Below are 20,442 nucleotides of genomic sequence, written 5' to 3'. Positions count from 1 at the left end.
GCCTTGTCCGTTGGTTTTGGCGGCGACCCTATTGCTGCACCGCCTGCACTGCAACCTGCACTTCCAGTCGTTCGATCCCATGGCCGCGGGCGATTCCCCGGATCGGGGCGGCATCGGCCGCATCGAGGCCCGAGCCCAGGCGGATGTAGCGATCGTCGGGGCAGCAGCGGTTGGCGGCGTCGAAGCCCACCCAGCCGAGGCCATGAACCCAGACTTCCGCCCAGGCGTGGGCCGCCTCATGCTCGCGCCCGTCCTCGGCGGTGAAGAGATAGCCCGAGACGTAGCGGGCGGGCAGCCCCGCCGCGCGGGCCGCGGCGATCAGCGCATGGGCGTGGTCCTGGCAGACGCCCCGGCCCAGCTTCAGCGCCTCGGCCGCGGTGGTGTGGGCCTCGGTCACGCCGGGCTTGTAGGCGATCGCGTCGGCGACCAGATCGGCCAGCCGGTGCGCCCGGTCGAGCGCCTCGCCGGCGTCCCCGGCCTCGGCCGCAAGCGCGGTCAGCGCCGCGTCGGCCCGCGTCACGGAGGTGGAGCGGAGGTAGCAGTCGGGCGGTGTGAGTTCCCGGTGCCCGCGCAGCACGCCAGCCTGATCCGATGTCTCGACCGCGCCCCGGACCGCAACCGTCACCTCGCTGACCGGCCCCGGCACGGTCCAGCCCTGGATCCAGTCGCCCGCCCCGTCGCGGAACGTGCCCCCGGCAATCCCGTCCGTGACGGTCACCGTCCAGTTCAGCACCCTCTGCCCCGCGCAGTTCGAGGGCATCAGCCGGTGGCTCTGCACCAGCGCCCGGGCGGGCCGGTTGTAGCGATAGCAGGTCACATGATCGACCGTCAGGATCATGGCATGGCCTCCGACAGAACTGCACGGGTCATCGCACATCCCCCGACAGGTAGGTTTCAAAGATCACGCCCGACAGGTTCGCGGCCTCGAGGATGAAGCGGCTGAGAAACTCGTGCAGCCCCTCCTCGATGATCTCCTCGACGCTGAGGACTGCCAGTTCGGCCGCCAGCTTCTCGGCCACCTCGCTCGGGCGCGAGGGCCGCCCATAGGCCTTCTCGAGCCGCCGGAGATGGGTGCAGATCCCGTCCATGCAACTGGTCAGCGACCGCGGGCATTGCGCGTTCAGGATCAGGAAGTCCGCGATCTTGCGCGCCGTCACCTCGCCGCCATAGGCCCAGTGAAAGGCCCTGTGCGCCGATGTGGCGCGCAGAAGCGTCGCCCACTGGTAGTTGTCCATCCCCGAGCCCACGAACTCGACCCGCGGCAGAAGGACGTAATATTTCACATCCATCAGCCGGGCGGTGTTGTCCGACCGCTCGAGATAGTAGCCGAGGTTCAGGAAATCCCACCCGTCGTTGCGCAGCTGCGTCGTGTCGATCGAGCCGCGGATGATGGCGGCCTTGTTCATCGCCCAGTCGATCAGCCGGGACAGCTCCAGCTTGTCGCGGGGGGATTTCTCCAGCGCGCGCAACTCCTGATAGGCGGTGTTGATCGCGTCCCAGACCTGCGCCGTCAGCGCCGTGCGCACGATGCGCGCATTCTCGCGCGCCTTGCCGATGCACGAGGCGACCGACGACGGATTGTCGAGGTCGAAGAACAGGTAGCTCTCAATGTCGCGCTGATGCGCCTGCCCGTATTTCTGCGCAAAGCCCCCCGCGGTGCCCGAGGCCTGCAACAGGCTGTCCCATTCGTTGCGGTAGCCGTGGGCGGACGGCAGCAGCGACATGCGCGCGCCCACTTCCAGAAGGCGCGCCATCGTCTCGGCCCGCTCCATGTAGCGGGCGATCCAGTAGAGGTTGTCGGCGGTCCGGCTCAGCATGTCGCGATCACTCCGCCAGAACCCATGTATCCTTGACCCCGCCGCCCTGCGACGAGTTCACCACCAGCGACCCTTCGGTCAGCGCGACGCGCGTCAGGCCGCCCGGCACCAGCTCGATCCGCTCGCCCACGAGGCAGTAGGGGCGCAGGTCCACATGGCGCGGCGCGATCCCCTCGTTGACGAAGGTGGGCGTGGTCGAGAGCGCCAGCGTCGGCTGCGCGATGTAATTGTCGGGGTCCGCCGCGATCCGCGCGCGGAAGGCCTCGATCTGCTCGCGGGTGGACTTCGGCCCCACCAGCATCCCGTAGCCGCCCGAGCCGTGGACCTCCTTCACCACCAGTTCGGGCAGATGGGCCAGGACATGGGCCAGGTCCGCCTCCTTGCCGCATTGCCAGGTGGGCACGTTGTTCAGAAGCGGCTCCTCGCCCAGATAGAAGCGGATCATCTCGGGCACGAAGGTGTAGACCGCCTTGTCGTCGGCCACCCCCGCCCCCGGCGCCGAGCAGATCGTCACCCCGCCCGAGCGATAGACATCCATAAGCCCCGGCACGCCCAGCATCGAATCGGGGCGGAAGCAGAGCGGGTCGATGTAGGCGTCGTCGATCCGGCGGTAGATCACGTCCACCCGCTTGGGGCCTTCCGTCGTGCGCATGTAGAGGAACTCGCCCTCGACGAAGAGATCGGCCCCCTCCACCAGCTCGACCCCCATGAGGTCGGCGAGGAAGCTGTGCTCGTAATAGGCCGAGTTGAAATGGCCGGGCGTCAGCAGCACCACCGTGGGCTCGCGCTCGCACTTGAGGGGCGCGACCGAGGCCAGCGTGCGGCGCAGCTTCTCGGGGTAGCTGTCCACCGGCTCGATCCGGTTCTCGCGGAACAGTTCGGGGAACATCCGCATCATGATCTCGCGGTTCTCGAGCATGTAGGAGACGCCCGAGGGCGTGCGGCAGTTGTCCTCCAGCACGAAGAACTCGTCGGGCCCGGTCCGCACGAGGTCGATGCCCACCACATGCGAATAGACCCCCTTGGGCGGTGTGAAGCCCACCACCGACTTCTCGAAGGCCGCGTTGCGGTGGACGAGCCGGCCCGGGATGCGGCCTGCGCGCACGATCTCGCCCCGCCCATAGACATCTGTAAGGAAGGCGTTGAGCGCCCGCGCCCGCTGCTTGATCCCCCGTTCGAGCCGCGCCCATTCGCGCGCGGTGAAGACGCGGGGGAACATGTCGAACGGGATCAGCCGGTCGGGGTCGCCGCCCTCGCCATAGACCGCGAATGTGATGCCGATGCGGCGGAAGAGCGCCTCGGCCTCCGCCTGCTTCATCTCGCGCAGCTCGGCCGGCATGGCGCGCGTCCAGTCCTCGAGCTGGCGGTAGGGCGGCCGGACCCGGCCCTTGTCGTACATCTCGTTGAAATAGGTGGTCACCGCCACGTCCCCTCGCCCCCCGACCGTTCTTGCGCCGTCCTGCCTCGAGTTTAATCAGCGGGATTCGGCACCGGGAAGAGGGCACCGCGCAAGCGCGCCCGTCGCCGCAACAAGCGCCCAAAAATTACGCAATCCGTACCGCTGGCGGGCGCTCCGTGCCGCGCTATCCTCAGGCCCATGCCGCGCGAGCCCCTCCTGACCTTCACCGATCGCGGGATCTACTGCCCCGAGGGAGATTTTCACATCGACCCCTGGCGCCCGGTGCCGCGGGCGCTGATCACGCATGGCCATTCCGACCACGCCCGTCCCGGCCACGGCGCCTATCTGGCGACCGAGGGGTCCGCCCCGGTGATCCGCTACCGGCTGGGCGACATCCGGCTCGGAACGATCGGCTATGGCGAGCGTCGGCGGATCGGCGGCGTGACCGTCTCGTTCCATCCCGTGGGCCATGTGCCGGGTTCGGCCCAGATCCGGGTCGAGCGGGCGGGCGAGGTCTGGGTGGTGTCGGGCGACTACAAGGTGGCGAGCGACGGTCTGTCGGAGCCGTTCGAGCCGGTCGCCTGTCACTGCTTCATCTCGGAATGCACCTTCGGGCTGCCGGTCTTCCGCTGGAAGCCTCAGGCCGAGCTTGCGGCGGACCTCAACCGCTGGTGGGCCGCCAATGCGGCTGACGGGCGGGTCTCGATCCTGGGCGCCTATGCGCTCGGCAAGGCGCAGCGGCTGATGGCCTCGGCCGATCCATCGATCGGGCCGATCCTCACCCATGGCGCGGTCGAGGCCACCACCGGGATCCTGCGCGCGCAGGGGCTGGCGCTGCCCGCCACGACCCACGTCACCCCCGGCATCGACGGCAAGACCCATCCGGGGGCGCTGGTGATCGCGCCGCCCTCGGCGCTCGGGACGGGCTGGGCCAACCGCTTCGGCCCCGCGGCCGAAGCCTTTGCCTCGGGCTGGATGGCGCTCAGGGGCGTGCGCCGCCGCCGGGGCCTCGCACAGGGCTTCGTCATGTCCGACCACGCCGACTGGCAGGGCCTCAACACCGCCATCCGCGCCACCGGGGCCGAGCGGATCTTCGTGACCCACGGCTACACCGCCATCTTCCGGCGCTGGCTCGAGGATCAGGGATACGAGGCCGGCATCGTCGCCACCGAATACGAGGGCGAAAGCCTTGATGCCGCCGAGCCCGAACCGGGGCCGCTGATCGAGACCGGTGGAGAGGAAGAGGCAGGGGCCGCGCAGGGCGGGGATGCGCCCGGATGAAGCGGTTCGCGGCCCTGTTCGACCTGCTCGACCGCACCACGCGCACCTCCGCCAAGGTGGCGGCCCTGGCCGACTATTTCCGCGACGCGCCCGAGGAGGACCGGGTCTGGACGATCGCGCTTCTTTCGGGCCGCCGGCCCAAGCGCGCCGTGAACGCGACCGAACTGCGCAGCTGGGCCGCCGAGGCCGCGGGCCTGCCCGTCTGGCTGGCCGAGGAGGTGCATCCGATCGTGGGCGACCTCGCCGAGACGATCTCGCTCATCCTGCCGGAACCCGCGCGAGCCAGCGACCGGACGCTCGACGGTTGGATGCGGATGCTGATCGCGCTCACCGGCCGCCCCGCCGAGGAGCGGCGTGCGGCGATCCTCGAGGCCTGGGACCGGCTGACCACGCCCGAACGGTTCCTCTTCAACAAGCTCATCACGGGCGGCTTTCGCATGGGCGTGAGCCAGGGACTGATGACGCGCGCCCTCGCGCAGGCCACGGGCGTGGACGAGGCGGTGCTGGCGCATCGTCTGATGGGCGACTGGAACCCCGCACGGATCCGGTTCGATGCCTTGATCGGCGCGCACGACCCAGAGGCGGATGCCTCGAAACCCTACCCGTTCGCGCTGGCCTCGCCGGTCGAGGATGTGGCGGCGCTGGGGCCGCCCTCGGACTGGCTTGCGGAATGGAAATGGGACGGGATCCGCGGCCAGCTCGTGAACCGCGCGGGCGCCTTCGCGCTCTGGTCGCGCGGCGAGGAGCTGGTCACGGATCGCTTTCCCGACCTCGCGCCCCTGCGCGACTTCCTGCCCCCCGGCCTCGTGATCGACGCCGAGGTGCTGGCCTGGGGCGGCGAGGCTCCCCTGCCCTTTGCCGCACTCCAGAAGCGGATCGGCCGGCTCACGGTCCCGAAGAAGCTCCTGGCCGAGGCGCCCGCGCATCTTCTGGCCTACGACCTGCTGGAAGAGAACGGCGAGGATCTGCGCGCCGCCCCGCTCGCACATCGGCGCGCGCGGCTCGAGGCGGTTCTGGCCACCCTCCCGCCGGGCCTGCCCATCGCCCCTTCGCCGCTGGTGTCCTTCGACGACTGGGAGACGCTGGGCCAGATCCGCGCCACCGCGCGCGAGAAGATCGCCGAGGGGCTGATGCTGAAGCGGGCCTCCTCGCCCTATTTCGTCGGCCGCAAGCGCGGCGACTGGTGGAAATGGAAGCTCGACCCCTACACGGTCGATGCGGTGATGCTCTACGCCCAGCAGGGGGCCGGGCGGCGGGCGACTCTCTTTACCGACTTCACCTTCGGGGTGCGCGATGGCGACGATCTGGTGCCTTTCACCAAGGCCTATTCGGGCCTGACCGACGCCGAGTTCCGGCAGATCACCGACTGGGTGCGCAAGAACACGCTGGAACGGTTCGGCCCCGTGCGCCGCGTGCCGCCCGAGCTTGTGTTCGAATTGGCCTTCGAGGGCATCCAGGCCAGTCCGCGCCACAAGTCGGGCATCGCCTTGCGCTTTCCGCGCATGGTGCGCTGGCGGAAGGACAAGCCCGCGGCCGAGATCGACACGCTGGAGAGCCTGCGCGCGCTCCTCGCCACCACCGGAGGCGCCGCGCCATGAGGGCCGTCGGTCCGGCTCTGCCCAGCCTTCGCGCATTGGCACCCTGCCCGACCGCCTGTCTCGTGCGCTTCGGGTTGAACTTCCGCCCACGCCACGCCACCTTGCCAGTCAAAGAACGTAAGGAGTTCCCATGACGCTGCCCCTGCCTCGCCCGGTCCTTGATGCCAACGCCAGCGCCGGGGGCCTCGGGAACCTGCCCGAATGGGATCTGCGCGACCTTTATCCCGCGCCCGACGCGGCCGAATTCGGCCGCGACATGGCCTGGCTCAAGTCCGCCTGCGCCGACTTCGCCGCCACCTACGAGGGCAAGCTGGCAGGCCTCGACGCCGCGGGCCTGCTGGCCTGCGTCGAGACCTACGAGAAGATCGACATCACCGCCGGGCGGCTGATGTCCTACGCCGGCCTGCGCTACTACCAGAACACGATGGACAGCGAGCGCGCCAAGTTCATGGCCGACGCGCAGGACAAGGTGACCGACTACACCACCGCGCTCGTCTTCTTCAGCCTCGAGTTCAACCGGCTCGAGGACGCCCATCTCGAGGCGCGGCTGGCGGAAAGCCCCGCCCTCGCCCGCTACCGGCCCGTTTTCGACCGGATGCGCGCCATGCGCCCGCACCAGCTGTCGGACGAGCTGGAACGCTTCCTCCACGACCAGTCCACCGTAGGCGCCGCCGCCTGGAACCGGCTCTTCGACGAGACGATGGCGGGGCTGACCTTCACGCTGGACGGCGAGGAGCTGAACCTCGAATCCACCCTCAACCTGCTGACCGACCCCGAGCGGTCGCGCCGCGAGGCCGCCGCCCGCGCGCTGGCCGATGTGTTTGGCGGCCACATCAAGCTTTTTGCCCGCGTGCACAACACGCTGGCCAAGGAAAAGGAGATCCACGACCGCTGGCGCAAGATGCCGACGCCGCAATATGGACGGCACCTCGCCAACCATGTCGAGCCCGAGGTGGTCGAGGCGCTGCGCAACGCCGTGGTCGCGGCCTACCCCAAGCTCTCGCACCGCTATTACCGGCTGAAGGCGAAATGGATGGGGCTCGACAAGCTGCATGTCTGGGACCGCAACGCCCCGCTGCCGATCGAGACGCCGCGCCTCGTGGACTGGAAGGAGGCGCAGGCGACGGTGCTCGAGGCCTATTCCACCTTCGATCCGAGAATGGCCGAGATCGCGCAGCCCTTCTTCGACAAGGGCTGGATCGACGCGGGCGTGAAGCCCGGCAAGGCCCCCGGCGCCTTTGCCCACCCGACCGTGACCACCGTCCACCCCTATGTGATGCTGAACTACCTCGGCAAGCCGCGCGACGTGATGACGCTGGCGCATGAGCTGGGCCACGGCGTCCATCAGGTGCTGGCGGCGGGACAGGGAGAACTGCTCTCCTCCACGCCCCTCACCCTCGCCGAAACGGCCAGCGTCTTCGGCGAGATGCTGACCTTCCGCAAGCTCCTCGATGCAGCGAAGACCCCGGCCGAGCGCAAGACGCTGCTCGCCGGCAAGGTCGAGGACATGATCAACACCGTCGTGCGCCAGATCGCCTTCTACGACTTCGAGTGCAAGCTGCACGAGGCGCGTCGGCAGGGCGAACTCACGCCCGAGGACATCAACGCCCTCTGGATGAGCGTGCAGGCCCAAAGCCTCGGCGATGCGTTCGAGTTCATGGAGGGCTACGAGACCTTCTGGTCCTACATCCCCCATTTCGTTCATTCGCCCTTCTACGTCTATGCCTATGCCTTTGGCGACGGGCTGGTGAATGCGCTCTATGCCGTCTATGCCGAGGGGGGCGAGGGCTTCGAGGACAAGTATTTCGAGATGCTCGCGGCGGGCGGCTCCAAGCACCACAAGGAGCTTCTGGCGCCCTTCGGCCTCGACGCGAGCGACCCGACCTTCTGGGACAAGGGCCTGAGCATGATCGCAGGCTTCATCGACGAGCTGGAAGCCATGGACGGTTGACGTCCCTGTCCCTCGTTTTACCATCCGGTGCGGGGGCTTGGCCCCTGCACATCTTTCGTTTCGGAGTTTCTTGATGGGTCATTCCGCCATGCCAGACAAGCAGCGCGACGTCCTGAAGCCCAAGGGACAGGCGAGCGGCCCGCTGGGCGGCGCTCTGGAGAAGGGGGCGGCGCTTGCCTCCGAACTCTGGCTGCGGATTCGAACCCGCGCCCTCTCGGCCATCTCGCCCGCGGCCGAGGCGCAGCTTTACGAGGTGCACAAGGAGTGGCTGGGCGATCTTTCGGGCAAGAAGGTGCTCGAGGTGGGCGGCGGCTCGCCCCTGACGCCGTGGCTGGCCGAGACGGCGCGCACCTATCACGCGGTCTCGGACGATCCGGCGCGGATCGAGGCGCTGCAGGCTCGGATCGGCGAGCGAAGGAACGCGCGGCTGATCGACGCGGACGTGATGTCCGGCGCCTTCCGCGACACGGGCTATGACGTGATCTACCTCCATTCGGTCCTGCACCGGCTGGAGGATCGCGGGCCCCTCCTCGACCGGCTGCTGAAGAAACTCGCCATCGAGGGCCGGATGGTGACGACCGATCCGGCTGACGGTGGCGGGGTGACCCGGCTCCTGCGCTCGATCGACCGTCCCTTCCGCGCCGACACGGCCCCGGACCATCCGGTGACCGAGGATCTCAAGCGCGAACTGGCCGAGCGATTCTACCTCATCAGCTGCGTCGCGCCCTTCCGCATGGGCAAGGCGGCGCTGGTGATGGGCGTCCTGCACCCCGAGACCGGGCGCAAGCTCTCGGAGCGGCTGATCGCCTCGGATCTCAAGGACCGGGCGGCCTTCAACCGGCTGAACTCGAGCCTGCAGGTGAGCTTCCTGCTGGGGGCGCCGGACTGACCTCCCGCCGGCTGGCGTGGCCTGCGTGCCGCGGCGTGGGCCCCGGGCGGGATCCATGACCGCGCCGAAACAGGAACGGCCGGGATCTCTCCCGGCCGTTCCTGTTCTGCGCCTGTCTGCGTTCAGGCGGGGATCGTCATGCCCTTGCCGCGCGCAAGCTCCCGCATCCGGGCCTGCAGCTTTTCAAAGGCCCGCACCTCGATCTGACGGATCCGCTCGCGGCTGACGCCATAGCCGTCCGACAGCTCCTCCAGCGTGACGGGATCGTCCGTCAGGCGGCGCTGCACGAGAATGTCCTTCTCGCGGTCGTTGAGCACCGACATCGCCTGCGCCAGCAGTTCGCGCCGGATCTCCAGCTCGTCGCGCTCGGCGTAATCGGACGCCTGGTCGCTGTCCTCATCCTCGAGCCAGTCCTGCCACTGCGTGGCTCCGTCGCCGTCCGAACCGATGGTCGCGTTGAGCGAGGCATCCGAGGCGGACAGGCGGCGGTTCATGTCGATGACCTCGGCCTCGGTCACGCTGAGATCCTTGGCGATCTGGGCCACGTTCTCGGGCCGCAGGTCGCCTTCCTCCAGCGCGCCGAGCTTCGCCTTGGCCTTGCGCAGGTTGAAGAACAGCTTCTTCTGCGCCGAGGTCGTGCCGAGCTTCACGAGGCTCCAGGACCGCAGGATGTATTCCTGGATCGAGGCGCGGATCCACCACATCGCGTAGGTCGCGAGGCGGAAGCCCTTTTCGGGATCGAACCGCTTGACCGCCTGCATGAGGCCCACATTCGCCTCCGAGATCACTTCGGCCTGCGGAAGCCCGTAGCCGCGGTAGCCCATCGCGATCTTGGCCGCCAGACGCAGGTGCGAGGTGACGAGCCTGTGCGCGGCGCGATTGTCCTGATGATCGACCCAGCGCTTGGCCAGCATATATTCCTCTTCCGGCTCCAGCAGGGGAAACTTGCGGATCTCCTGCATGTAGCGGTTGAGCCCCTGTTCAGGACTCGGAGCGGGAAGACTGGTGTAACTGCTCATTCATTGACCCCCTCTGGCGCCGCCCGGCCAGCCGAGCGGTGCACGTTCCGTTCCATCCCGGCAGCACCGATTGCGCTACCACAGACGTTTTAACGAGAGATGTTCAAGGAACCGTCGCCGCACCAGCTTTGTTGCCGAAATTCACGCGAATGTAATCCCGCGTTATCCTTGCATCCGCGGAAACAGTGCCAAGAGCGCCGCCATGTCGGCGGGCAGCGGGCTCTCGAAGGACAGATCCTCTCCGGTCACGGGATGGCAAAAGCCCAGGGTTGCGGCATGGAGCGCCTGCCGCGGAAAGGCCTCGGCCGCCAGCGCCGCCTCGGCGCCCACGGCCTTGGCCGAGAGCTTGCGGCGCCCGCCGTAGGTCTGGTCGCCGATCAGCCCGTGCCCGACATGGGACATGTGGACCCGGATCTGGTGGGTCCGCCCGGTCTCGAGCCGGCATTCCACCAGCGCCGCCGCGGGCGGCGTGCCGAACCGCTCGAGCAGGCGGGCCCGTGTGATGGCGTGGCGCCCCCCCTCGAAGGTGACCGCCTGCCGCTGCCGGTCGGTCCGGTGGCGCGCGATGCCGGTTGCGATGCGCAGCACGCCGCCCGGCTCGAAACTGACGCCCCGGATGCCGCGCAGCCGAGGATCCGACGGCTCGGGCACGCCATGAACCAGCGCCAGATAGCGGCGCTCGACCGTGTGGGCCTCGAACTGGGCGGCAAGACCCTGATGGGCGCGGTCGGTCTTGGCCACCACGAGAAGCCCCGACGTGTCCTTGTCGATCCGGTGAACGATCCCCGGCCGCTTCTCGCCCCCGATCCCCGAGAGGCTTGCCCCGCAATGATGGAGGAGCGCGTTGACCAGCGTCCCCGTCCACTGGCCGGGGGCCGGATGGACCACCATCCCCACCGGCTTGTCGATGACGATGAGATCGGCATCCTCCCACACCACCGAGAGCGGGATCGCCTCGGGCAGGGCCTCGACCTCGGCGGCCTCGCCCGTCACGATCTCATAGACCTGCCCCGCAAGCGCCCTGGTCTTCGGATCGGTCACGGGCACGCCCGCGAGCCGCACGGCCCCTTCGGCGATCAGCTTCATCAGCCGCGAGCGCGACAGTGCCGCCTCCTCTGGCGCCTCGCGCGCCAGCGCCTTATCAAGACGGTCGGGAGGATCCTCTCCAATCGTGATGCTCAGTGTGCCCCCGTGGGGCGGAAGGATGGCCATGCAGCAGGCTCCGCAACCGGAAGGGCGGCTTCCGCCCAGCCTCGGGTTTCTCAAGTGGCTCGTCATCATCCTGACGCTCACCATGATCGGAGGCGTCATAACGGTCGTGACGGTGATTGTCACCCGGATGCCGACAAGCCTGACGCCGGCCCCCGTCGCCCTTCCCGAAGAACTGGCGCTGCCCGAGGGGGCGCGGGCCGAGGCCTTCACCCGTGGCCGCGACTGGCTGGGGGTGGTGACGGACGACGGCCGCCTCCTGATCTTCGAGACCGACGGCCGCCTGCGGCAGGAAGTGCGCCTCGTTCCCGCTGCGCCCTGACGCCACGGCGGGGGCCAGCGGCCCCGGCCCTCACCCATGCCGGAGTGCCCCATGCGCCTGCACTGGACGCGAACCCTTCCAACGATCGAGCTGGAACAGGAAATTGCCCGGCAGGCCTCGATCCTGCGGCGCGAGGCGCCGGTGCGCTTTCCGGCCATTGCTCTTGCTTTCGCGGTGTCGCTGCTCTTCCTGCCGGACTGGATCGTCTGGAGCTGCGCGCTGGCCACGGCGGTCGGGGAACTGATCCTCAATCGGATCGACGCCCGGCCGGACCGGATCGCGGACGGCTGGCGGCACCCGATCTACATCGTCTCGGCCTTCCTGCTGCAGATGGCCTTTGCCATGCCGGCCGCGCTGCTCTGGCATGTCGAGGACCAGTTCGTGAAGGCCTATGCCGTCGGGCTCATGGTCTGCACGATGCTGCATATCGCGACCGTGCGGTCCATCCACCTGCCCATGGGGCTCGCAGGAGCAGCCGCCATTTCCCTCGTCACGCTGGTCTCGAACACGCTCTACTGGCTGCCGAAGAACGACCTGCCCGCGCTTGCGCTGACGACGCTCTGCGCACTGGTCGCGCTGGGATATTCGTTCGGCGCGATCCTCGCCGCGAACCGGCTGCACCGGGAAACCGCCGCGGGCCGCGCCGAGGCGGTCGCGGCCAATGCGACCAAGGACAGGTGTCTCGCCCAGATGAGCCACGAGCTTCGCACGCCGCTCAACGCGATCCTCGGCATCGGCCATGCCGAACTGCGCCGCGCCACGGACCCGGTGACGCGCGAAAGGCTGGGCGTGCTGATCCGCTCGGCCGAGGGGCTCTCGACCATCCTTGACGATATCCTCGACATGTCGGCCGCACAGCAGGGCCGGATGCCGATCCGCCCGCGGATCGTCAACCCGCGCGAGGAGATCGTCACCAGCGTCGAACTCTTCCGCCCGCTGATCGAGGAGGCCGGGCTCGCGCTGCACCTGGTGACGGGCGATCTGCCGACGCGGGCCCGGCTCGATCCCCAGCGGCTGCGGCAATGCCTGTCGAACCTATTGTCCAACGCGCTGAAGCACACCCGAAGCGGCCGCATCCGCGTCGAGGCGCGGATGGAACTCTCGTCCTCGGTCTGGCCGATGCTGCGGATCGAGGTCAGCGACACGGGCGACGGGATCCGGCCCGACGAGGCCGAGGCGATCTTCGAACCCTTCACCGTGACGCGCGGCACAACGCGGCCATCGGCGCGCGCGCCGGGCAACGGGCTCGGCCTCTCGATCAGCCGCGCGCTGGCCCGCCAGATGGGCGGAGACCTGCGGCTGCTGCCCCAGTCCGGTCAGGGCGCACGCTTTGCCCTGACGCTCTCGATCCAGCCGGTCGAGGCGAGCGAGCCGGTCTCGCCGCCACCCACCGGCAGCCTTGCCAGTCGCTCGGTGCTGGTGGTGGATGACATCGCGACCAACCGGCTTGTGGCGGCCGCCTATCTGCAGCTGTTCGGCGTGCGCACGCTCGAGGCCCCGAGCGGGCCCGAGGCTCTCGCGCTGCTGCAGCGCGAGACGGTCGATCTGGTCCTGCTTGACATGAACATGCCCGAGATGGACGGGCTCGAGACCTTCCGCCGCATCCGCGCCCTTCCGGGCCCCAGTGCCAGCCTGCCGGTCGTGGCCATGACGGCCGATGCCGGCGACGAGCACCGTGCCGCCTATGTCGCGGCGGGCCTCACGGGTTATGTGGCCAAGCCCGTGACCCCGGACCGCATCTCGGCCGAGATCATCCGCGTGCTGGGGGGGCATCCGCGCCCCTGAACAGGGTCGCGCCGCGCCGTCGCGTCAGCCGCCATAGACCGTGACCAGCGGCAGGTCGGTCAGCCCCAGCCCCAGCGCCCGGAAGGCCGGCAGCGACAGCTGCGCCGCCCCGCTGCCCGGCCGGAGCGTCACGGCCACCGACCGGCCGCCTTCCAGCTCGACCCGGCCCGGCTGCTCGGCCGCAACAAGCGCGCTGCGCAGCCAGAAGCCGGGCTCGGAGGGCGCGCCCAGACCCGCCGTCACCGTCCCCAGCGGCCGCCCCGCCGCCGCGGGCGCCAGGGCCGCCCGGCGCTCCGCCTCGGTGGTGCGGTCGAGGCTTGCGGGCGCCACGCCCTGCCCCCCCAGTGCCCCGCCCCCCGCCGCGGGCCGCGCCACCGGCGTGGGCGCCGGAGATGACGCCTCGCGCACGGGATCGCAGGCTGCAAGCAGAAGAAGGGCGACAGAGGCGGGGACAAGGATGTTCATGCCTACGACGATAGTCTCGGGCGAAATGCCGTCAACCGTTCGGGCCGGCGCTTGTGGACAGGTCGTCGCAGCCCTACCTTCACAAACATGATTCCCGCGCCCACAAATCCGGCACTCGTCGATGCGTTCGCCCGACCGATCTCCTACCTCCGGGTTTCGGTGACGGACCGCTGCGATTTCCGCTGCACCTACTGCATGGCCGAGAACATGACCTTCCTGCCGAAGGCCGAGCTTCTCTCGCTGGAAGAGCTGGACCGGCTGTGTTCGACCTTCGTGCGGCTGGGCGTGGAAAAGCTGCGGATCACCGGGGGCGAGCCCCTCGTCCGGCGCGGCATCATGACCTTCTTCCGGGCCATGTCGCGCCATCTGGAGTCCGGCGCCCTCAAGGAGCTGACGCTCACCACCAACGGCTCGCAGCTCGCCCGTCACGCCGAGGACCTCGCGGCCTGCGGTGTCCGGCGGGTGAATGTCTCGCTCGACACGCTCGACCCCGAGAAGTTCGCCCGGATCACCCGCTGGGGCCGCCTGAACCAGGTTCTCGACGGGATCCGCGCGGCGCGGGCCGCGGGCCTGCGCATCAAGATCAACGCGGTGGCCTTGCGCGGCTTCAACGAGGACGAGCTGTTCCGGCTGGTCGAATGGTGCGGCAGCGAGGGTCACGACCTGACCTTCATTGAGGTCATGCCGATGGGCGAGATGGGCGAGGACACCCGCCTGCACCAGTACTGGGCGCTGAACGACCTGCGCGCGACCCTCGCCGAGCGCTACAGCCTGATCGAACTTTCGGACCGCACCGGGGGCCCCGCCCGCTACGTCCGTCTCGCCCAGACCGGGCAGAGGCTGGGCTTCATCACGCCACTCACCCACAATTTCTGCGAAAGCTGCAACCGCGTGCGGCTGACCTGCACGGGCGAGCTGTTCATGTGCCTCGGGCAGGAAGACCGCGCCGACCTGCGCCAGCCGCTCCGACGGTCGCCGGACGATGCGGCGCTCGAAGAGGCGATCCGGGCCGCCATCGCGCGCAAGCCGCGCGGCCATGACTTCGACTATTCGCGCCGCACCGTCTCGGGCCAGATGTCCCGCCACATGAGCCACACCGGCGGCTGACCCTCAGAGCGAGGGGCCCAGCACGATCTCGGACCCGTCCGAAAAGCGCGACAGGCGGAAGCGCGCAAGATCATGCCCGACCTCGCGGCCGCAGACGAGATCGGCCACCACGCGGCCCACACCGGGGCCGATCCCGAACCCATGCCCGCTCATGCCCGTGGCGATCGTCAAGCCCGGCAGCCTCGGCGCCCGGTCGATCACCGGCACCACATCGGGCATCGTGTCGATCATCCCGGCCCAGGTGGCGCGGATGCGCGGCCGCCCGACGCCGGGAAAGGCCCGGCCGAAGGCCGCCGCCGCGCGCGACAGGGTGGCCAGGTTCGGCGACGGGTTCAGCACGCGGATCGCCTCGAACGGCGTGGGCGCGCCCTTCGACCAGGTGCGCGGCGTGTTCCAGGCATCGGGATAGTCGCGCGGCGCAAGCCAGCGGTAGTGCGTGTTCAGGAAATCCTTCTTCACCGCCTTGCGATACTTGAAGAAGTGGCGGAAGGCGTCGGGTCCGATGAAGAAATCATGCTCCGAGCCGCCAGCGATCGTATAGCCGCCGTCCTCGCGGCGCCGAAAGGCGAACTCGTCGTCGGCCGCGGCGCCCGGATGCACCTCCGGCAGCGGATCGGTCTGCGCCACCGAGGCCAGCACCGACAGCTGGGGCAGCTCCACCCCATGCGCCCGCGCAAAGATCGATGACCAGGCCCCGCCCGCCAGCACCACCTCCGGCGCCCGGATGCGCCCGCGCTCGGTGGCAACCCCCACCACGCGCCCCGCCTCAAGGTCGAGCGCCCGCACCGCGCAGTCCTCACGGATCGTGACACCCCGCTCCACCGCACCGGCAGCCAGCGCCGGCACCGCCGCCCAGGGCTCCGCCTGCGCGTCCGAGGCGGTGAACAGCGCCCCCTGCCAGAGGTCCGCCGCCCCCGGCAGCCGCTCCGCCAGCTCGCGCCGGCCCAGCATCCGGCTGTCGAGCCCTTGTTCGCGGGCATGGGACAGCCAGTCCTCGTAGCGCGCCAGCGATGCCTCGCGGTTGGCGAGATAGAGCACCCCGGTCTGGCGGAAGGCGAACGGGTTGCGCAGGCTCTGCGCCAGCCCCTGCCACAGCCGCAGGCTCTCGATCATGATCGGCAGCTCGGCCGGGTCGCGGCCCTGCTGGCGGATCCAACCCCAGTTCCGGCTCGACTGCTCGCCCGCCACCCGGCCCTTCTCGCAGACCACCACGCGCAGCCCCCGCTCGGCGAGAAACCAGGCGGTCATCACGCCGATCACGCCGCCGCCGATCACCACGACATCGCAGCTCTCCGGCAGCGGCCCGGCAAAGCGCGCAGGCAGCGCCATCGAGATCGGAAAATGCATCACCCTGCGCACTCCTCGACCAGACGCCGCATGAAGGACCAGCCGGCCTCGAACTGCGCCACCTCGAGATATTCGTCCGGCTGGTGCGCCTGGGCGATGTCGCCCGGCCCGCAGACCACCGCCGAATAGCCCGCCGCCTGGAACTGCCCCGCCTCGGTGCCGTAGCTGACAACCATCGAGCCGTTGTCGCCGGTCAGACGCCGCGCCAGCGCCTCGGCCTCGCCCGCCTCCTCCGGGCGGAGGGACGGATAGCCGAAAAGCCAGCCGATGGTGATCGCGGCATCGGGGTGAATCCCCTTCATCTCCGCCTCGAGCGCCCGCGCCTCGGCCTCGAAGGCCGCGGCCCATTCCTCCACCGTCTCTCCCGGCACCGCGCGGAACCCCACGTCGAAGCGGCAGTCGCGGGCGGTGATGTTGCCCGCGGTTCCACCCCGGATCGTGCCGACATGAACCGTCGTCCAGGGCGGATCGAACAGCGCCGCCACCTCCGACGGCTGAACCGCAGCCCCTTCCGCATTGCGCCGGTTGGCCCAGTCGATCAGCCGCGCCGCCGACATGATCGCATTGACGCCCCGGTGCATGATCGAGGAATGGACCTCGTGCCCCTGCACATGGCACAGAAGCCCGCCCCCGCCCTTGTGCCCCGTCACCACCCGCATTCGCGAGGGCTCGCCCACGATCACCGCGCGCCCCCTGGGCAGGCAGCGCGCCATCTCCTCGATCATGGCGGGTGCGCCGAGACAGCCCACCTCCTCGTCGAACGACAGCGCAAGCTGCAGCGGCCGCTTCACCCCCCGCTCCTGCGCCAGCGCCAGCGCGGCCAGGGCCAGCGCGTCGAACCCCTTCATGTCGCAGGTGCCGCGCCCGTAAAGCCGCCCGTCCCGCTCGGTCAGCGTCCAGGGATCCGATGTCCAGTCCTGCCCCTCGACCGGCACCACGTCGCTGTGCCCCGAGAGCACGACCGCCCCCTCGACCTCGGGCCCCACATGGGCATAGAGCGCGGCCTTCGTGCGGTCCGCGTTCCAGACCCTGTGGGCCGCAATCCCGCGCTCGTCGAGAAATTCCTCGACCCAGTCCACCAGCGCCAGGTTGCTGTCCCGGCTCACGGTGGGAAAGGCCACCAGACGCTCGAGGATCTGGCGCGGCGTGAGCGGGCTGGGCATGGTCGTCTCCTGCTGAGAGGGCGAGCGTGGCCCCGCCGGCAGCCAAGGTCAAGCCCCGCGCCGATGCCCCGGCCCACGCCCCCCGCGTCTTTCACTCTGCCCAAATATCCCGCGGGGGTCCGGGGGCGCGAAGCCCCCGGGGCAGCGGCCAGGGGCGATCCGTCAATGCATCTTGCGCTGGATCCGACGCAGCGTGAGCCAGACCGCCAGCACCACAAGCGGCGTCAGCACCGCGGTCGCCACCCCCTTGCCCACTCCCAGCGGCTCCGCCAGCGGAGCGACCGCATAGGCCAGCAGGCTCACCGCATAGTAGCTGATCGCCACGACCGACAGGCCCTCGACGGTCCGCTGCAGGCGCAGCTGCAGGTCGGCGCGCTGGTCCATGCTCTCGAGCAGCTTCTGGTTCTGCGCCGACCGCTCGACATCCACCCGCGTGCGCAGAAGTTCCGCCGCCCGCTGGGCCCGCTCGGCCATCGAGCGCAACCGCCCCTCGGCCGATTTCACCGTCCGCATGGCGGGATCGTAGCGCCGCGCCATGAATTCGGCGAAGGTCTGCCGGCCGCTGATCCGCTCTTCGCGCAGCGCCAGGATCCGGTCATGGACGATCGCCTCGTAGGCCGCCGTCGCGCCGAAGCGGAAGGTGAACTGCACCGCAAGGCTCTCCATCTCCGCATTGATCTTCAGAAGCTCGTGCAGCGCCTCGTCGGGCGAATGCTCGATCTCGTCCAGCCCCGAGACGAGCGCCGAGAGCTTGGGGTCGAGCGCATTCAGCCGCCCGTTCAGGGTCCGGGCCCGCATCAGGCCCAGCATCGACATGGCGCGGTAGGTCTCGATCTCGCAGAGGCGCGTCACGATCCGTCCGATCCGGCGCGGCCCGGTGCCGGGCCTGACGAAGACCGAAAAGCGCATATGGCCCGCCGGATCGATGCGGAAATCCCCGGCCACCACCGCCGCGCCATCCACGATGCGCGAGCAGGCGAGGCTGTCGGGCACGAACCACTCCTCGAACCGCTCGATCGTGGCCTCTTCGTCGGACGGCATCTCCTCGATGCGGATCAGCAGCGAGACGAGCCGCCGGCCCGGCGCCCTCTCGATCCAGTCCTCGGGGAAGATCTCGGTCTTGACCGGGTCGAAGGGCCGCTCTCGCAGCCCCGGCACGAAGGCCGTGTAGGTGACGAACTCCGTATGGCTCTCCCATCGCAGTTCAGCCCGGCCGATCGGCGCCGAGAAGTGTGTCGAATCCGGTGCGGGATGGGCGGTGCCGTTGCGGTCGAGGATCTCGATCAGGTGGGCCCTGTCGCGGCCCCGGTCGCGGTTGGCCGCATCCAGCGGCTCCTTGAAGGCCATGAACACGACATGGCAGGGCGCCTCGAGCGCCGGATAGGGGCGGGCGTGCAACTCGTTGGCAAGCGCATAGCGCAGCGGATGATCGGCAACGGGGGACATGACGGGCTCCGGCTGGTCGGCGAGGGAGAAGCTAGGTGGGCACGGCGCGTTCAGGAAGGGGCTGTCGTGTCACGGGGCACGAAAGGAAGGCGCGGCCGCCCCGGCCAGCCTGTCCGCCCGGCGGCGGATGCCCGAAAATGCAGCGCGCCCCGCCGTGGCGGAGCGCGCGCGGACCTCGCGGTCGGATCGTCACTCGATCAGCGGCAGCAGCGCGTCGAGGCTCTTCTTGGCGTCGCCGTAGAACATCCGCGTGTTCTCCTTGTAGAACAGCGGGTTCTCGATGCCGGAATAGCCCGTGCCCTGCCCCCGTTTCGAGACGAACACCTGCTTGGCCTTCCAGACCTCCAGCACCGGCATCCCGGCGATGGGCGAGTTCGGATCTTCCTGCGCGGCCGGGTTCACGATGTCGTTCGAGCCGATGACGATGGCCACGTCGGTCGAGGGGAAGTCCTCGTTGATCTCGTCCATCTCGAGCACGATGTCGTAGGGCACCTTGGCCTCGGCCAGAAGCACGTTCATGTGGCCCGGAAGACGGCCTGCGACCGGGTGGATCGCAAAGCGCACCGACTTGCCGCGCGCGCGCAGCTTGCGCGTCAGTTCGCTGACCGAGCCCTGCGCCTGCGCCACCGCCATGCCATAACCCGGCACGATGATCACGCTGTCGGCGTCGTTCAGCGCCGCCGCGACGCCATCGGCGTCGATGGCGATCATCTCGCCCGCGATCTCCTGCGCGGGGCCCGCCGTGCCGCCGAAGCCGCCGAGGATCACCGAGATGAACGAGCGGTTCATCGCCTTGCACATGATGTAGGACAGGATCGCACCCGACGAACCCACCAGCGCGCCGGTGACGATCAGAAGGTCATTGCCCAGCGTGAAGCCGATGGCCGCCGCGGCCCAGCCCGAGTAGCTGTTCAGCATCGACACGACCACGGGCATGTCGGCGCCGCCGATCCCCATGATCAGGTGCCAGCCGAGGAAACCCGCGATCAGCGCCACCAGCAGCAGCGTCCAGGCGGCGGTGCCGGCCGGGGCGTTGAAGTAGATCACGAGCAGCGCGATCGAGGCCACGATCGTGGCCGCGTTGATCGCATGGCCGCCCGGCAGCTTCGCCGGCTTGCCGTCGATCTTGCCCGCGAGCTTGCCGAAGGCCACGACCGAGCCGGTGAAGGTGACGGCGCCGATGAAGATGCCGAGGAAGACCTCGACCTTCAGGATCAGGATTTCCACGGGCGTCTTGTGCGCCAGCACTTCGGCAAAGCCCGCGAGAACCGACGTATCGGCCCCCGCCTGCTGCATGTTCACGACCGAAGCCAGCTCGAACTGGGCATTCAGGCCGATGAAGACCGCGGCAAGGCCGACGAAGGAGTGGAGCGCCGCGACAAGCTGCGGCATCTCGGTCATCTCGACCTTCTTGGCCACATAGGCGCCCGCAATCGCGCCGGCGACCACCATGACGGCGATGATGACGTAATGCGCGACGCCCGGCCCGAAGACCGTCGCGCCCACCGCCAGCGCCATGCCGACGATGCCGTACCAGACGGCGCGCTTGGCGCTCTCCTGCCCCGAAAGGCCGCCGAGCGAGAGGATGAAGAGGATGGCCGCGGCGATGTAGGCGGCGGATGTCAGTCCGATGCTCATCGGGGG

Annotated in this window: 17 protein-coding genes; 7 read left to right on the top strand and 10 right to left on the bottom strand. The window is 69.3% G+C overall.

Going from position 1 to position 20,442, the window contains the following annotated elements; translation table 11 throughout:
• Positions 1 to 28 precede the first annotated feature (28 nt).
• Genes FG154_RS09870 through FG154_RS09860 form a run of 3 tightly spaced genes read right to left on the bottom strand, consistent with a single transcriptional unit; the run spans position 29 to position 3,216 of the window.
• Entirely contained in the window at positions 29 to 838 is an 810-nt protein-coding gene (locus FG154_RS09870) for a transglutaminase family protein (RefSeq protein ID WP_145107171.1), read from the bottom strand.
• 28 nt (positions 839 to 866) lie between these two features.
• Positions 867 to 1,817, bottom strand: a complete 951-nt coding sequence (locus FG154_RS09865; protein WP_145107169.1) for an alpha-E domain-containing protein — start codon at positions 1,815 to 1,817, stop codon at positions 867 to 869.
• 7 nt (positions 1,818 to 1,824) lie between these two features.
• The gene (locus FG154_RS09860; protein WP_186312328.1) at positions 1,825 to 3,216 is read right to left on the bottom strand and encodes a circularly permuted type 2 ATP-grasp protein; all 1,392 of its coding nucleotides are present in this window, start codon (positions 3,214 to 3,216) and stop codon (positions 1,825 to 1,827) included.
• A 198-nt stretch (positions 3,217 to 3,414) separates the two neighbouring features.
• Here FG154_RS09860 and FG154_RS09855 point away from each other — a divergent pair, with 198 nt between their 5' ends.
• The 4 genes from FG154_RS09855 to FG154_RS09840 all read left to right on the top strand — a co-directional run bounded on the left by FG154_RS09855 (position 3,415) and on the right by FG154_RS09840 (position 8,935).
• Positions 3,415 to 4,497 (top strand): ligase-associated DNA damage response exonuclease, encoded by a 1,083-nt coding sequence (locus tag FG154_RS09855; protein ID WP_145107163.1) that lies wholly within the window; start codon positions 3,415 to 3,417, stop codon positions 4,495 to 4,497.
• Positions 4,494 to 6,095, top strand: a complete 1,602-nt coding sequence (locus tag FG154_RS09850) for an ATP-dependent DNA ligase (RefSeq protein WP_145107161.1) — start codon at positions 4,494 to 4,496, stop codon at positions 6,093 to 6,095. The genes FG154_RS09855 and FG154_RS09850 overlap by 4 nt, the downstream gene beginning before the upstream one ends.
• A gap of 130 nt (positions 6,096 to 6,225) precedes the next feature.
• Positions 6,226 to 8,046 carry a M3 family oligoendopeptidase gene (locus FG154_RS09845; RefSeq protein ID WP_145107159.1) on the top strand — a complete coding sequence of 607 codons (1,821 nt, stop codon included), beginning with the start codon at positions 6,226 to 6,228 and terminating at the stop codon, positions 8,044 to 8,046.
• Positions 8,047 to 8,119: 73 nt separating this feature from the next.
• Complete coding sequence (locus FG154_RS09840; protein ID WP_145107157.1) at positions 8,120 to 8,935, top strand: class I SAM-dependent methyltransferase; 816 nt, start codon at positions 8,120 to 8,122, stop codon at positions 8,933 to 8,935.
• 122 nt (positions 8,936 to 9,057) lie between these two features.
• Here FG154_RS09840 and rpoH read toward each other — a convergent pair whose 3' ends face one another.
• Both rpoH and FG154_RS09830 read right to left on the bottom strand, forming a co-directional pair.
• Positions 9,058 to 9,954 (bottom strand): RNA polymerase sigma factor RpoH, encoded by an 897-nt coding sequence (rpoH, locus tag FG154_RS09835; RefSeq protein ID WP_011908594.1) that lies wholly within the window; start codon positions 9,952 to 9,954, stop codon positions 9,058 to 9,060.
• Between the two features lie 162 nt (positions 9,955 to 10,116).
• The gene (locus FG154_RS09830; protein WP_145107154.1) at positions 10,117 to 11,166 is read right to left on the bottom strand and encodes an RluA family pseudouridine synthase; all 1,050 of its coding nucleotides are present in this window, start codon (positions 11,164 to 11,166) and stop codon (positions 10,117 to 10,119) included.
• Here FG154_RS09830 and FG154_RS09825 point away from each other — a divergent pair.
• Positions 11,165 to 11,485: a DUF6476 family protein gene (locus FG154_RS09825; protein ID WP_145107152.1), complete on the top strand. Its 321-nt coding sequence runs from the start codon at positions 11,165 to 11,167 to the stop codon at positions 11,483 to 11,485. The two genes, FG154_RS09830 and FG154_RS09825, sit on opposite strands and share 2 nt — an antisense overlap.
• A gap of 51 nt (positions 11,486 to 11,536) precedes the next feature.
• Positions 11,537 to 13,270: a response regulator gene (locus FG154_RS09820; protein ID WP_145107150.1), complete on the top strand. Its 1,734-nt coding sequence runs from the start codon at positions 11,537 to 11,539 to the stop codon at positions 13,268 to 13,270.
• A 24-nt stretch (positions 13,271 to 13,294) separates the two neighbouring features.
• On the opposite strand, the gene FG154_RS09815 is transcribed toward FG154_RS09820, so the two are convergent.
• Entirely contained in the window at positions 13,295 to 13,735 is a 441-nt protein-coding gene (locus FG154_RS09815; protein WP_145107148.1) for a hypothetical protein, read from the bottom strand.
• An 87-nt stretch (positions 13,736 to 13,822) separates the two neighbouring features.
• Here FG154_RS09815 and moaA point away from each other — a divergent pair, with 87 nt between their 5' ends.
• Entirely contained in the window at positions 13,823 to 14,842 is a 1,020-nt protein-coding gene (gene moaA / locus FG154_RS09810; RefSeq protein ID WP_145107145.1) for a GTP 3',8-cyclase MoaA, read from the top strand.
• 3 nt (positions 14,843 to 14,845) lie between these two features.
• Here moaA and FG154_RS09805 read toward each other — a convergent pair whose 3' ends face one another.
• The 4 genes from FG154_RS09805 to FG154_RS09790 all read right to left on the bottom strand — a co-directional run bounded on the left by FG154_RS09805 (position 14,846) and on the right by FG154_RS09790 (position 20,436).
• The gene (locus FG154_RS09805) at positions 14,846 to 16,189 is read right to left on the bottom strand and encodes an NAD(P)/FAD-dependent oxidoreductase (protein WP_145107143.1); all 1,344 of its coding nucleotides are present in this window, start codon (positions 16,187 to 16,189) and stop codon (positions 14,846 to 14,848) included.
• The gene (gene argE, locus FG154_RS09800; protein WP_145107141.1) at positions 16,189 to 17,352 is read right to left on the bottom strand and encodes an acetylornithine deacetylase; all 1,164 of its coding nucleotides are present in this window, start codon (positions 17,350 to 17,352) and stop codon (positions 16,189 to 16,191) included. The genes FG154_RS09805 and argE overlap by 1 nt, the downstream gene beginning before the upstream one ends.
• Before the next feature lie 162 nt (positions 17,353 to 17,514).
• Entirely contained in the window at positions 17,515 to 18,798 is a 1,284-nt protein-coding gene (locus tag FG154_RS09795; RefSeq protein ID WP_145107139.1) for a DUF3422 family protein, read from the bottom strand.
• A gap of 189 nt (positions 18,799 to 18,987) precedes the next feature.
• Positions 18,988 to 20,436: an NAD(P)(+) transhydrogenase (Re/Si-specific) subunit beta gene (locus FG154_RS09790; RefSeq protein ID WP_145107137.1), complete on the bottom strand. Its 1,449-nt coding sequence runs from the start codon at positions 20,434 to 20,436 to the stop codon at positions 18,988 to 18,990.
• Positions 20,437 to 20,442: the final 6 nt, after the last annotated feature.

The organism is Cereibacter sediminicola, assembly GCF_007668225.1.
GTDB lineage: Bacteria > Pseudomonadota > Alphaproteobacteria > Rhodobacterales > Rhodobacteraceae > Cereibacter_A > Cereibacter_A azotoformans.
The sequence above is the reverse complement of the archived record's forward strand: the minus strand, read 5'-3'. Positions and strand labels throughout refer to the sequence as shown.

Coding starts and splice junctions, on each gene's coding strand:
- FG154_RS09860 (WP_186312328.1), bottom strand. CDS start 3,216: ATGTACGACAAGGGCCGGGTCCGGCCGCCCTACCGCCAGCTCGAGGAC.
- moaA (WP_145107145.1), top strand. CDS start 13,823: ATGATTCCCGCGCCCACAAATCCGGCACTCGTCGATGCGTTCGCCCGA.
- FG154_RS09815 (WP_145107148.1), bottom strand. CDS start 13,735: ATGAACATCCTTGTCCCCGCCTCTGTCGCCCTTCTTCTGCTTGCAGCC.
- rpoH (WP_011908594.1), bottom strand. CDS start 9,954: ATGAGCAGTTACACCAGTCTTCCCGCTCCGAGTCCTGAACAGGGGCTC.
- FG154_RS09850 (WP_145107161.1), top strand. CDS start 4,494: ATGAAGCGGTTCGCGGCCCTGTTCGACCTGCTCGACCGCACCACGCGC.
- FG154_RS09795 (WP_145107139.1), bottom strand. CDS start 18,798: ATGTCCCCCGTTGCCGATCATCCGCTGCGCTATGCGCTTGCCAACGAG.
- FG154_RS09845 (WP_145107159.1), top strand. CDS start 6,226: ATGACGCTGCCCCTGCCTCGCCCGGTCCTTGATGCCAACGCCAGCGCC.
- FG154_RS09820 (WP_145107150.1), top strand. CDS start 11,537: ATGCGCCTGCACTGGACGCGAACCCTTCCAACGATCGAGCTGGAACAG.
- FG154_RS09805 (WP_145107143.1), bottom strand. CDS start 16,189: ATGCATTTTCCGATCTCGATGGCGCTGCCTGCGCGCTTTGCCGGGCCG.
- FG154_RS09870 (WP_145107171.1), bottom strand. CDS start 838: ATGATCCTGACGGTCGATCATGTGACCTGCTATCGCTACAACCGGCCC.
- FG154_RS09830 (WP_145107154.1), bottom strand. CDS start 11,166: ATGGCCATCCTTCCGCCCCACGGGGGCACACTGAGCATCACGATTGGA.
- FG154_RS09865 (WP_145107169.1), bottom strand. CDS start 1,817: ATGCTGAGCCGGACCGCCGACAACCTCTACTGGATCGCCCGCTACATG.
- argE (WP_145107141.1), bottom strand. CDS start 17,352: ATGCCCAGCCCGCTCACGCCGCGCCAGATCCTCGAGCGTCTGGTGGCC.
- FG154_RS09855 (WP_145107163.1), top strand. CDS start 3,415: ATGCCGCGCGAGCCCCTCCTGACCTTCACCGATCGCGGGATCTACTGC.
- FG154_RS09825 (WP_145107152.1), top strand. CDS start 11,165: ATGCAGCAGGCTCCGCAACCGGAAGGGCGGCTTCCGCCCAGCCTCGGG.
- FG154_RS09790 (WP_145107137.1), bottom strand. CDS start 20,436: ATGAGCATCGGACTGACATCCGCCGCCTACATCGCCGCGGCCATCCTC.
- FG154_RS09840 (WP_145107157.1), top strand. CDS start 8,120: ATGGGTCATTCCGCCATGCCAGACAAGCAGCGCGACGTCCTGAAGCCC.